Raw genomic sequence first — 12,543 nt, 5'->3', positions numbered from 1 at the left:
CCCTGTAGTTCAGTTGGTAGAACGGCGGACTGTTAATCCGTATGTCACTGGTTCGAGTCCAGTCTGGGGAGCCAAATATTCCTTTCTAAAATTTTGAAAACGCCCCTATCTTGATATAATTGCCGTCCAACTCTGTTTTCCGTTAGAATAAGCGCCAGAATTTACTAAAATTAATATGTTTTTGCATTTCTGCGTATGGATTCTATATGAGCTTAACAAAAATATTTCAAGGCTTTTTATTTCTCCTTTTTGCCGGGCTCTCTTTCTTCGTATACTTAGAGCAAACCAGCCTACTCTCAGAAAAGGCCCACTCCAGGCTCACACTTTATCAAAACGGCTTTACAGCCGAACGCGTCCTGCCACCCCATGGTAGTGAGCTGCTAGCCGAGTTAGGGAAACAAAACAAGTTTCAGTTTTTTCAATATATCCATAGTACTGATAGCAGTTATAACCTGACAGAAGGTGAATTAATCTCAAGTTCAGCTCACCCTCTGGCGGTACTCTTTCCAATCGAGCTCTCGGACACCCGTAGCTTTGACGAGGGCCGTTTACAGGTAAAACTCTACAAAGCCGACCTTCAGGAGAAGGTCATCGGCAATTTTCAACACGCATTAATCGCCCTCATCACCACTTACCTGCTTCTTGCCATCTCATTTTCACTTCTTATGTTCAGGTTTAAACGTGCCATTCGTTATTCGGCCAACTATATTAATGGGCTATCGAACCATTCATTCACCGCATTTGAACCCTCTAAGCTCTCCTCAGAGTTCAAACCAATCTCGCTTGCCCTTGAAGCGAGTAAAGTTAAGTTGAAAGCCAATCTGGATAAAGCCGAAGAGGAGAGTGATAAGTTGACAAAGATCGCTTATCAGGACCCGGTAACCGGCTTGCCAACACGGGCTGTTTTCACTCAGAAGCTCGAATCCTTTTCAGCCTTGAGTAAAGAGCAGATTGGTTTGATGGCCATAATCAAGGCTACAGAACTGGCACAAATAAATGATAATCTGGGCCGAACAGCCGGCGATGATTATCTGGCTGAGATAGCCAACTGCATTCGGAAATCTATCAGTGAATTTCCCGATTCAGAATGCTTTCGAATTTCAACTGCCGATTTCGCTGTCTTCATTCCGGGCTTAATCTTGAAAGATGGTATCCCTTTCCTTGAGTCTCTCAAATCTCTCTTCGATGAATACCAGCAATCATTAAGCACCGAATCGGTTGCACACGTCGGACTCGTTCCCTATCAACATGACAGTGAACCGGTAAAACTGCTTACGTTAGCAGATACGGCAGTGAGTATTGCTCAGACATTAGGACCTAACTGCTTTCATATGCAGGATAAATTCAATGGCGATGAGATTTACGGAGATACACGTTGGAAAGATGCTATCGATGATCTAATCAAAAGGCAGGCGCTAAAGTTTTACCAGCAGCCCATTCACCCCTGCCGAACCGAGGTCTTGGTTTATAAGGAGCTACTGACCCGTTTTTATAACAGTGAAGGAAAGTTCCTGCCCACGACAACAGTTATCGCTATGGCCGAACGTCACGGCATGATATTGGAACTCGACAAACTTATCATTATCAAAACAATGATGATGCTGATTAATAATCCAAACATGGATGGAGCCTACGGCATTAATATCAGCGCCTCTTCAATCATGCAGGACAGTTTCGTCGCCTGGATAAAAGACCAACTCGGGAAGAAACGTCATATCGCAGCGAGACTGGTCTTTGAGCTAAATGAATCAGGCATGCAAACAAACTTATCTGCCAGCCATAAATTTGTACGAGTCCTGCATAGTGTAGGGGCCAGGGTATCTGTCGAGCACTTTGGTATGGGCTTCACCTCTTTTAAGTTTTTTAAGGAGGTCAGACCCGACTATATCAAGCTGGACGGCAGTTATACCGATGGTATTGCGCAAGACACAAATAATAAGTTTTTCATCAAGATGATAGTAGACATTGCCCGCCGCCTGGGGATACGTGTCATCGCGACCAGCGTTGAACGTCAGGAGGAGAAGCTAATTCTGGAGAGAATGCATATCGACGGATTACAGGGCTACTATATTTCGCAACCTCAAGCCGCACTAACCTCAGATTAACCCTGATTAATAGCTTAAGAAAGCAGCACATTCAGTAAAACCTTGTATTCTATGTGTTGTTAATGAACTCGGAAAGGCCGATAATAGAGCCAATAATTGCCTTCGAAAATGAATAGAGATGAGTGAGTATCTCCTGCTTTTGATCAGCACTGTGTTGGTCAACAACTTTGTGTTAGTTAAATTTCTTGGTTTATGCCCTTTCATGGGAGTGTCCAGCAAGCTAGAGTCGGCCATAGGCATGTCTATGGCAACCACGTTTGTCCTGACTCTCGCGTCAGTTTTAAGCTATCTGGTCAATCAATATCTGCTTCTTCCGTTTGAACTTGGCTATCTGAGAACGATGAGCTTTATCTTAGTCATCGCCGTCGTAGTACAATTTACCGAAATGCTGGTGCAAAAAACCAGCGCATCTCTTTATAGAGCCCTCGGTATCTACCTTCCTCTCATTACCACTAACTGTGCGGTTTTAGGTGTCGCTCTGCTAAATATCAGTGAGAAACACAATTTTATCGAGTCGGCGGTATATGGCTTCGGTGCTGCAGTCGGCTTCTCACTTGTATTGATACTTTTTTCAGCGATGCGCGAACGACTTGCCGCCGCAGACGTCCCCCTTCCATTCAAAGGTGGCGCCATCGCCATGATCACTGCAGGCTTGATGTCACTGGCGTTTATGGGTTTTACAGGGTTGGTTAAATAAGTATGTCCGGAATTTTTATCGCAATAATCTTACTCACAATTCTGGCACTTGTATTCGGAGTCTTGCTCGGTTTTGCCGCAGAAAAATTTAAGGTTGAAGGTGATCCACTTGTCGACCAACTAGAAGCACTCCTGCCACAAACTCAATGTGGCCAATGTGGTTACCCAGGCTGCCGCCCCTATGCAGAGGCGATAGCCAATGGCGAAAAGATCAACAAATGCCCCCCCGGCGGCAGTGCCACCATGGAAAAACTGGCGGATACGGCAGGCGTTGAACCTGAGCCCCTATCAGCCACCGAAGCAGTCCAGGTAAAGAAAGTCGCCTACATCCGCGAAGATGAATGTATTGGCTGCACTAAATGTATCCAGGCTTGTCCGGTAGATGCCATTTTGGGTAGTGGAAAGTTGATGCATACGGTGATCACCGACTATTGTACCGGATGTGACCTGTGCGTCGCCCCCTGTCCGGTTGACTGTATCGATATGCTACCCGTTGAGCAAACTGTAAAAAATTGGGACTGGAAGTTGAATGCTATTCCCGTAAAATTGATGGATGAGGACAGCCAGTGCTAACTTTACTTGAACAGATTGATAAAGGGACACTTTGGCGCTCTACCGGTGGTATACATCCGCCGGAGAGAAAAACACTCTCTAACAGAACCTCAATCTCGCCACTTGCCCTTGCCGATGAATATATAGTACCGCTGGATCAGGTCGGCGAGTCTTCAGTTCTCAATGTATCGGTAGGAGACTATGTCGCCAAAGGGGAGCCGCTAACCAGGGGTGCCCACTTTGGTCATCTTCCGGTCCATGCGCCGACATCGGGACATGTGACCAAGATAGAGCAACGTCCGAGTAACCACGCCTCCGGGCTACCTGTACTGAGCTGCGTGATTAGCCCTGATGGGCTGGATACACTTAGCAGCGACATTCATAGCCCGCTGTGCTGGAGTGATATTGAGTCTCTGTCCAATCAGGAGATCTTGAAAAAGATCCAGGAAGCCGGCATAGCCGGATTGGGTGGTGCGGCATTTCCGACCCATATAAAACTCAATCCTGCCAGTGAAATTGAACTGCTCATCATCAATGCCATCGAATGTGAACCCTATATCACCTCCGACGACATGTTGATGCGGGAAAAGAGTGATGAGATCTTAGTAGGCATTGCCATCATCTATCGATTGCTTCAGCCGAAGCGACTCATCATCGCCATCGAAGATAATAAACCCGAAGCCATTGAGCAGATGCAACACGCGTTAAACCGAAGTTCGCTTCCCGAAAATGGCGTCAGGATCACTAAAGTGCCTACCCTCTACCCCTCCGGCGGTGAGAAGCAACTAATTCAGATCTTAACCGGTCAGGAGGTTCCTTCAGGTGCCATTCCCGCGCAATTAGGCATCGTCGTACAAAATGTTGCGACCAGCTTTGCCATCAAGGAAGCCGTCTTAAGAAGTTACCCGCTAATCGAACGCGTTGTCACGGTCACAGGTAACAACACGACTCAGCCGGGAAATTACTGGGTTCCGATAGGCACGCCAATTTCGCACCTTCTGACCGAAACCGGCTTCAAGGGTGATGAGACAGATAAAGTTATCATAGGTGGCCCTATGATGGGCTACGCCCTCTATGATGACAACGCTCCAATCATCAAAGGCAGTAACTGTCTCCTGCTGCCAGACAACCAGGAACTGGCCCCTGATCAGAAAGAGTTACCCTGCGTACGTTGTGGTGAATGCGCTCAAGTGTGTCCGGCGCAACTACTGCCACAGCAGCTACTTTGGCATGCCAAGGCGAAAGAATATGATAAGGCCGCCAACTTTAACCTGGCCGATTGTATCGAATGTGGATGTTGTACCTACGTCTGCCCGAGTAATATCCCCCTGGTCGAATACTACCGTATTGCTAAGTCGGCACTAAAGACCGAGGCTGAAGAGAAAAAGCAGGCAGAGCTGGCTAAACAAAGGTTCGAACTGAGAACCCAACGATTGGAAGATGAGCGGCTGGCCAGAGAAGCCAAACAAAAAGAGGCTGCAGAACGGCGCAAGGCTAAGATGTCGGGTGCAGATAAAGACACTGTTGCGATGGCTATGGCACGAATAAAAGCCAAGAAAGAGGCCGCACTGAGTACAGGCTCTCAGGACAAGCCAAGCCCTGCCGACAATAAACGCAAAGACGTATCAGCGGCGATTGCCCGCGCCAAGGCCAAAAAGGCTGACCAGCAGCTTTCAGCCGATGAGATTGAAACTCAAACAGCTGAGCTGCCCGTTGACGACAGAAAAGCCAAGGTTGCCGCGGCGATTGCCCGCGCAAAAGCTAAGAAAGCGGGCCAGCAGCTTTCAGCCGATGAGATAGAGACTCAAACAGCTGAGCAGCCCGTTGACGACAGAAAAGCCAAGGTTGCCGCGGCGATTGCCCGCGCAAAGGCTAAGAAAGCGAGCCAGCAGCTTTCAGCCGATGAGATTGAAACTCAAACAGCTGAGCTGCCCGTTGACGACAGAAAAGCCAAAATTGCCGCGGCGATTGCCCGCGCAAAGGCTAAGAAAGCGAGCCAGCAGCTTTCAGCCGATGAGGATGAGACTCAAACAGCTGAGCAGCCCGTTGACGACAGAAAAGCCAAAATTGCCGCAGCGATTGCCCGCGCAAAGGCTAAAAAAGAGGCGCAGCAAGCCTCAGAATCTGAGGCTGCTGACGATTCAGCATCACAGGTTAATATAGCTGGTGCCCAACAAGAGGCTCCGAGCCCGGCAGACGAGAAGAAGGCTCGAATTGCAGCGGCTGTTGCCAAGGCTAAGGCCAAGAAAACCAAACGGCAAGATGCTGATGCCGAACCAGCCGATGGCTCTCAATCAGCGGCTAACATGAACGATGCTCAACAAGAGACATCGGTCCCGGCCGACGACAAGAAGGCCCGCATTGCCGCGGCTGTTGCAAAAGCAAAGGCTAAGAAAGCAAAATTAAAAATTGAAAGTGAGAAGGAATAACTGATGGCGTTTAAGATAGCCTCTTCGCCTCATTTGAGTCGTAGTTTTCAGACCAGTTCGCTAATGCAGCGAGTCATGCTATGTGCCCTTCCCGGCATCGCAGTACAATGCTATTTCTTTGGCTGGGGCACAATGATACAAGCCCTGCTCGCCATGACGATTGCACTATTGAGTGAAGCCGCTGTTCTCAAACTCAGAAAACGGCATGTAGCCCAGACTCTCAAAGATAACAGTGCTCTGCTTACCGGACTGCTCATAGGTATCGCTATTCCACCGCTCGCCCCCTGGTGGATAACCGTGATAGGCACTCTGTTTGCGATAGTCATAGTCAAACAGCTCTATGGTGGACTAGGGCATAATATTTTCAATCCGGCGATGGCCGCTTATGTCATGCTGCTTATCTCCTTTCCGGTACAGATGACCAGTTGGGTTGCCCCCTCTGTGGTAGCGAGCCAACCGGTAGACTTTTTTCATAGTCTGCAGCTGATATTCATCGGCGCGAGCCCGGCCGAGATCAGCGCCTACAAGCTTGGCTTTGACGGTGTCTCTATGGCTACGCCACTCGATACACTGAAAACCGATCTTGCCATGGGGTTAACGACCGTAGAGAGCCTTACAAAAACCATCTTCTCCGATGGCTATGGCGTCGGGTGGTTTTGGGTAAACCTGGCTTACCTTGCCGGTGGCATAGTGATGCTCAAGCTCAAGGTCATTCGTTGGCATATCAGTGCCGGCATCCTGGGGGCGCTGTTTATCTGTGCAGCCATAGGCTATCTGCTAAACCCTGACACACTCACAGGCCCACTGTTACACCTGTTCTCAGGCGCAACCATGCTAGCTGCTTTCTTTATCGCCACCGACCCTGTTACCGCTGCTACCAGTGTAAAGGGCCGCATACTGTTCGGAGCATTAATCGGCGTTCTGGTCTATGTAATTCGTACCTTTGGTGGTTACCCTGACGCCTTCGCCTTTGCCATCTTACTCGGCAATCTCTGTGCGCCCTTTATCGACCATTACATGAAACCCAGGGCCTACGGCCATAGATCAGCGACTTAAGCAGACCGGAGCTCAACTTGAAAAAATCCATGTTAAAAAATGGTTTGCTACTTGGCATATTCGCCCTGCTTTGTACTGCACTCGTGGCGGTCGTCAATCAGCAAACATTCGACAAAATAAGAGAGCAACAACAGCTCGAATTGAGACGCGTGTTGCATCAGATCATACCCGACGATCTTCATGATAATGATCTCAATGAGTACTGTATTCTCATTCATGATGAGGATGCACTGGGTATCGATCAGCCTCTGCCTTCATATATCGCAACCAAACAGGGTCTTCCTGTCGCTATTGCCATCGAAGCGGTTGCACCGGATGGTTACAACGGTAATATCAAACTTATCGTTGGCATCAATGCCTCAGGCGAAGTACTGGGTGTAAGGACCCTGAACCATGCCGAAACCCCGGGTCTTGGCGATAAGATAGATTTACGAAAATCTGACTGGGTACTCGGCTTTAATCACAAAACCGTTGCAGATGAAGATGACAAGCGTTGGCATGTAAAAAAAGATGGCGGTGAATTCGATCAATTCACGGGGGCGACCATCACCCCCAGAGCCTATGTTAAAGCTGTGAAGAGAGCTCTACTCTACTTCAATTCAAATAAAGATACCTTGCTAACAAGGCCGGCTAATTGCGAGGTGAATTACCAATGAACAGTTTACTGAACGAATACAAGACAATCGCACTGCAGGGCTTATGGAAAAATAACCCTGGTCTGGTACAACTTTTAGGACTTTGTCCTCTACTTGCCGTCACTGCGACACTGACCAATGCCTTGGGGCTTGGGTTGGCGACAATGGCGGTGCTCATTGGCTCTAATGTTCTGGTCTCTTTGGTGAAATTTTATGTCCCTAGAGAGATCCGTATCCCCGTATTTGTCATGATAATCGCAGCGCTGGTCACCTGTGTTCAGCTGCTGATCAACGCATACGCCTACGGCTTATATCTCTCTCTGGGTATATTCCTGCCACTTATCGTAACTAACTGTGTGATCATCGGCAGAGCCGAGGCATTTGCATCACGGAACTCCCTGATAAAATCTGCCTTCGACGGATTTATGATGGGCCTGGGTTTTCTGCTTGTCTTAGCCGTACTGGGTGCCTCCCGAGAGATATTGGGGCAAGGAACACTATTTGATGGTGCCGATCTGCTACTGGGAGAGTGGGCGGCTAACCTGACAATTCACCTTTGGCAGGTGGACACCAGCTTCCTGCTGGCCATGTTACCTCCGGGGGCATTCATCGGCATGGGATTCCTGATAGCATTTAAGAATATTGTCGATAAACAGATTGCAGATCGTACAGCTGCACCAGAAGTTACCGAAACCGTAACGCGTGCAAGAATAACCAAAGTTAGTTAGCTGCATTTATATACTGAGAGTAAAGATAATCCGATGAACAAGTCCAAACGAATTAAGATCCTGGAGATCCTCAGAGAGAATAACCCACATCCAGAGACCGAACTGAATTTTTCCAGCCCGTTTGAGCTGCTCGTCGCCGTCACCCTCTCGGCCCAGGCTACCGATGTCAGTGTCAATAAGGCAACCGATAAGCTGTTCCCGGTAGCCAATACGGCGCAGGCTATCTACGCGCTGGGTGTAGATGGTCTCAAGGAGTATATAAAGACTATCGGCCTCTATAATAATAAGGCTATTAACGTGATTAAGGCCTGTGAGATCCTCATTGAGAAATATGATGGGGAGGTACCGGAAAATCGTGAAGCACTGGAGTCGCTCCCCGGTGTAGGTCGCAAAACGGCGAATGTTGTACTCAATACCGCTTTCGGTTGGCCCACCATAGCTATCGACACCCATATTTTCCGGGTGGCAAACAGAACTAAATTTGCCATGGGTAAAAACGTCGTCGATGTCGAAGAGAAAATGCTGAAAGTTGTCCCGAGAGAGTTTATGGTAGACGTTCACCACTGGTTCATCCTACACGGTCGTTATACCTGTATCGCGAGGAAGCCACGCTGTGGCAGCTGCCTGATTGAAGAGCTCTGCGAATTCAAAGATAAGGTCTATCCGGAGTGATAAGCTCATAAAAAAAGCCGCAATAGCGGCTTTTTATTTATCTGAATTGAGTTATAACTGTCAATCTTCAGTACATACACACGAAGAAAGCTGATAGAAATACGGCTATAACTGCAGTGGTACCGATGGCCATTTTTAATTCTGTGTTCATTTAAGACTCTCATTATATATTTTCAGTTAATTCCTAACGTATTATCTTAAAAAAAGACATAGGGTCAAATGGTTAAATATGAAAAGTGTGATCGAACATGAAGTTAATGAAACAGGCTTTCCAACAATCTACATACCTGAGCATCTCTATTGAGCTATAATCTCAGCCGTTCTCAAATAATAACCCGAGGTAACAATGTCTCAACTTCTTCACACTATGATCCGTGTTGCTAACTTAGATAAAAGCATTCATTTTTACACTCAAATCATGGGGATGAAACTACTGCGAAAGTCTGAGAATAGTGAATACAGATATACCTTAGCCTTCGTCGGTTTCGACGATGAATCGAGCGGAAGTGCTGTGATCGAACTGACCTATAACTGGGATACCAGTGGCTACGACCTGGGAACAGGCTTTGGACACCTAGCCTTTGGTGAGGATGATATCTATAGCCGTTGTGAAGCGATAGAACAAGCTGGCGGTAAGATTGTCAGGGCACCGGGCCCCGTAGCAGGTGGTAGTACTGAGATCGCCTTCGTCGAAGATCCAGACGGCTACAAAATTGAACTTATTCAGATGAGCGCTGCACAAAAAGGGCTCGGATAGAAGTTCAACAAAAAAGCGCCGAAAGGCGCTTTTTTCTATCACTCTAAGGTATGGGTCTCGTTAGAACTTAAATGATACTCCACCGTATATCTGACGTCCGATAGTGTCATATACTTCAGGTACAGTACCCGCAGTATTACCGCTTGCTACCATGACAGGCTCTTCATCGGTTAGGTTTTTAATGCCCAATGTGGCGCTGATAGAGTCACTGAAATGATACATACCCGAGATGTTGTGGTATAGCACCGACTCAACCTTATCGCCGTAGTTGATATCTGTCATTTCACCGATATAACGGTTCGAATACATTACGCTCCAGTCGCCCTGCCCGGCCTGAATGCTAAAGTTGTTCTTTACTTCTGCATATCCGCCAAACATACCACCGATAGTCCCGGTGTAATCTACTCCGTCTTGTTCAAACTCAAGCAGGTAAGTCAAATCATTGTTGATCTTCCAGTCCAGCCCCAGCCCCTCGAAGTTATAGGCCAGATTAAAATCGATACCGCTGGTATCTTGATAACCCACGTTAGTTAGCGGGTTAGTCAAATTAGTTAAGTCACCATCGGGTGTGATACCAAAGGTTTCACACGCAGTTGTATCACCGGCATAACATGAGTCCAGACCAGCCTGCACATCAAGACGCGAAATGGCATCTTTGATCTTAAAACGCCAGTAATCCAGTGTCACAGACATTCCGTCTACATAGCTGGGTGAATAAACCAGACCCGCGGTGTAAGACTCAGATGTTTCAGCCTTCAAGTTCTCATCTGAGGTATAGTTAACCAGAATTTGCGGATCCTGTTCATTCCCCCAGGGATCATTGAGGTAGTCATACGAACCAACGTTACCGCCATACAGCTCACTCACGTTCGGCGCCCTAAATCCGGTGGCCGCAACAGTACGTAGCATCAAATCATCGGTAGCGACATAAGTCAGACCGACTTTCCATGTCGATGCGTTACCAAATGTAGAGTAATCATCGAAACGCAATGCAAATTCACCGGTCAGTTTCTCGGTAAAAGGTACACTCACCTCCTGATAGACTGAGAATACGCTATAACTGCCATCGGTAGGATCTTGTTGTGCCGCCGTACCATCACCGTTTTGAATAACTTCATCAGGTGTATAGAAACCACTTTCATGACGATATTCAGCCCCGATAGCATAGGCCACGGCTCCTGCATCTAAATCAAACGCCTCACCACTGATCACACCAGAAAGAATATGCTGATCGTTACCGCCATCTGTCGTCTCAAGGTAGCTCACATCGTTGATGATAGCGTCGCTCAACGGATCGCCGCTGAACCACTCTTCGGTATTGTCATACATAGATTGCTCCATCTTAGTAGCATTGATGGAGTTATGTACCCAAGTCGTCGCCTTGTTACTTCCGTAGGTATAGGCAACATCCCAATCTATCCCGGTATGGACGTCGAGCGTACCCGCCAGGCCACCCGATACCCTTAATGTATCAGTGTCTTGCTCATATATACGGTTGCCTGCATCTGTCATACGGCGACGATATTCTAGCTGACCGTTATCATCAGGAGTGATCCCGCCATCTTTCATCGCCTGGGTATATTCGATACAGTTACCGGTTTGACCGGTTTCACATACATCAAGCATAACCGAAGCAGGCTGTGGAGCCATCATCTGCTTTGATTTACGCTTGGTATAAAGTAGATCGCCGGTAAAGACTATGTCGTCACTCAACTCCTGGGTCGCGTTGGCGAACAGGCTATAGCGTGTGTTAGGCGTCTGTAGCCAGCTATCCTTGGTATAATCATACCCTTCGGTTCTGTCTACCCACTCATCTCCCTCTTTCACTTTACCACCAAGAGAACCACCGGGAACGAAAGAGCTGGCACCAGGTTCGACCCAATCACGATCCCCCTGCATCACACCACCTCTATCTGAGTAAGCGGCGCCAAAAGTATAGTTACCTGTATCGGTATTGAAGCCATACAGTGCACTTATCTCTACATTTTCACCGTCACTCTTGTCTGTCGCGCCACCATTGACATCAAGCTGGAAGCCCTCAAAGTCCTTCTTAGTGATGATATTAACAACACCTGCGATGGCATCGGATCCATATACTGCCGAGGCACCATCTTTTAAGATCTCTACACGTGCGATCATAGCGACCGGTATGGTATTTAAGTCCACGGCACTGTCAGCACCAGAACCTGAGTTGACCATACGACGCCCGTTTAGCAGTACCAAGGTTCTGCTTGCTCCCATGCCACGCAGGTCAACCTGAGCAACGCCATCTGAGCCATTGTTTGTCGTAGACCCAGCAGCCATGCCCGCCATCGCAGGTTGTGCCTGCAGGATCTCATCGACAGAAGTGTAGCCTTCGGCGCGAATAGCTCCGGCATCGATGACGGTAACCGGTGATGCTGTTTCCATATCTTGACGTTGAATACGGGAGCCGGTAACCGAAATGCGTTCTACATCTGCAGATTCATCCTGAGCGCTAGCCGAATTAGATACAGTGAAAGCGGTTGTTGATACTGACGCGATTAATCCAAACTTTATCGCTGAAGCTAACTTACTACGCGATTGCAATGATGTTCTTATCATTTAGATTTACTCCCTAGCTTATACTTATTTATTTTTATTACGCCTATTAATATATTTCTTGGCGTTGAAATTGATACTGTAGTTTCACCAGAACACAGTCAATCACCTATTTCAGCAACTTTATCTCAATAAGCGTTAAAAAAAACACGGCAGGATGTAAATAAAACTTTAAATCAACTATCGCAAGTTCAAGCTCAATTAGGTTTTTAGTTAATTAAACCAAAAGAAGTTAAACATTTCAGTTTTAATCACTATGCTCTCAGCAACCTTTTATTAACCAGACCAAAAACCAGAAGTGTGATCACGATCACATTAAATCGAGATATTTGC

10 protein-coding genes are annotated in these 12,543 nt (G+C 47.4%); 9 read left to right on the top strand and 1 reads right to left on the bottom strand.

Annotated elements, in window-relative coordinates:
* The first annotated feature begins 206 nt into the window (after positions 1-206).
* The 9 genes from Q1B47_RS13540 to gloA all read left to right on the top strand — a co-directional run bounded on the left by Q1B47_RS13540 (position 207) and on the right by gloA (position 9,630).
* Positions 207-2,105, top strand: coding sequence for an EAL domain-containing protein (locus Q1B47_RS13540; protein WP_299794611.1), 1,899 nt, complete (start codon positions 207-209; stop codon positions 2,103-2,105).
* Positions 2,106-2,223: 118 nt separating this feature from the next.
* On the top strand, positions 2,224-2,802 hold the full coding sequence (gene rsxA, locus Q1B47_RS13535) for an electron transport complex subunit RsxA (protein ID WP_299794608.1): 579 nt from the start codon (positions 2,224-2,226) through the stop codon (positions 2,800-2,802).
* 2 nt (positions 2,803-2,804) lie between these two features.
* Positions 2,805-3,374 (top strand): electron transport complex subunit RsxB, encoded by a 570-nt coding sequence (gene rsxB, locus Q1B47_RS13530; RefSeq protein ID WP_299794607.1) that lies wholly within the window; start codon positions 2,805-2,807, stop codon positions 3,372-3,374.
* Positions 3,368-5,782 (top strand): electron transport complex subunit RsxC, encoded by a 2,415-nt coding sequence (rsxC, locus tag Q1B47_RS13525; RefSeq protein ID WP_299794605.1) that lies wholly within the window; start codon positions 3,368-3,370, stop codon positions 5,780-5,782. Before rsxB ends, rsxC begins: the two co-directional genes overlap by 7 nt.
* 3 nt (positions 5,783-5,785) lie before the next feature.
* Positions 5,786-6,838 carry an electron transport complex subunit RsxD gene (gene rsxD, locus Q1B47_RS13520; RefSeq protein WP_299794603.1) on the top strand — a complete coding sequence of 351 codons (1,053 nt, stop codon included), beginning with the start codon at positions 5,786-5,788 and terminating at the stop codon, positions 6,836-6,838.
* A 17-nt stretch (positions 6,839-6,855) separates the two neighbouring features.
* The gene (gene rsxG, locus Q1B47_RS13515) at positions 6,856-7,494 is read left to right on the top strand and encodes an electron transport complex subunit RsxG (protein ID WP_299794599.1); all 639 of its coding nucleotides are present in this window, start codon (positions 6,856-6,858) and stop codon (positions 7,492-7,494) included.
* Positions 7,495-7,502: 8 nt separating this feature from the next.
* Positions 7,503-8,201: an electron transport complex subunit E gene (locus Q1B47_RS13510; RefSeq protein WP_299794632.1), complete on the top strand. Its 699-nt coding sequence runs from the start codon at positions 7,503-7,505 to the stop codon at positions 8,199-8,201.
* A 33-nt stretch (positions 8,202-8,234) separates the two neighbouring features.
* Positions 8,235-8,873 carry an endonuclease III gene (nth, locus tag Q1B47_RS13505; protein ID WP_299794597.1) on the top strand — a complete coding sequence of 213 codons (639 nt, stop codon included), beginning with the start codon at positions 8,235-8,237 and terminating at the stop codon, positions 8,871-8,873.
* A 346-nt stretch (positions 8,874-9,219) separates the two neighbouring features.
* Positions 9,220-9,630, top strand: a complete 411-nt coding sequence (gene gloA, locus Q1B47_RS13500) for a lactoylglutathione lyase (protein ID WP_299794596.1) — start codon at positions 9,220-9,222, stop codon at positions 9,628-9,630.
* Between the two features lie 60 nt (positions 9,631-9,690).
* On the opposite strand, the gene Q1B47_RS13495 is transcribed toward gloA, so the two are convergent.
* A complete protein-coding gene (locus tag Q1B47_RS13495) occupies positions 9,691-12,213 on the bottom strand; it encodes a TonB-dependent receptor (protein ID WP_299794594.1) in 2,523 nt (840 codons plus the stop codon).
* Positions 12,214-12,543: the final 330 nt, after the last annotated feature.

Origin of the sequence: uncultured Shewanella sp. (assembly GCF_947501225.1) — a bacterium.
GTDB lineage: Bacteria > Pseudomonadota > Gammaproteobacteria > Enterobacterales > Shewanellaceae > Shewanella.
The sequence above is the reverse complement of the archived record's forward strand: the minus strand, read 5'-3'. Positions and strand labels throughout refer to the sequence as shown.

What these genes read in the sequence shown, in the direction of transcription:
- nth (WP_299794597.1), top strand. Translation starts at nt 8,235, where the DNA reads ATGAACAAGTCCAAACGAATTAAGATCCTGGAGATCCTCAGAGAGAAT.
- Q1B47_RS13540 (WP_299794611.1), top strand. Translation starts at nt 207, where the DNA reads ATGAGCTTAACAAAAATATTTCAAGGCTTTTTATTTCTCCTTTTTGCC.
- rsxB (WP_299794607.1), top strand. Translation starts at nt 2,805, where the DNA reads ATGTCCGGAATTTTTATCGCAATAATCTTACTCACAATTCTGGCACTT.
- rsxA (WP_299794608.1), top strand. Translation starts at nt 2,224, where the DNA reads ATGAGTGAGTATCTCCTGCTTTTGATCAGCACTGTGTTGGTCAACAAC.
- gloA (WP_299794596.1), top strand. Translation starts at nt 9,220, where the DNA reads ATGTCTCAACTTCTTCACACTATGATCCGTGTTGCTAACTTAGATAAA.
- Q1B47_RS13495 (WP_299794594.1), bottom strand. Translation starts at nt 12,213, where the DNA reads ATGATAAGAACATCATTGCAATCGCGTAGTAAGTTAGCTTCAGCGATA.
- rsxD (WP_299794603.1), top strand. Translation starts at nt 5,786, where the DNA reads ATGGCGTTTAAGATAGCCTCTTCGCCTCATTTGAGTCGTAGTTTTCAG.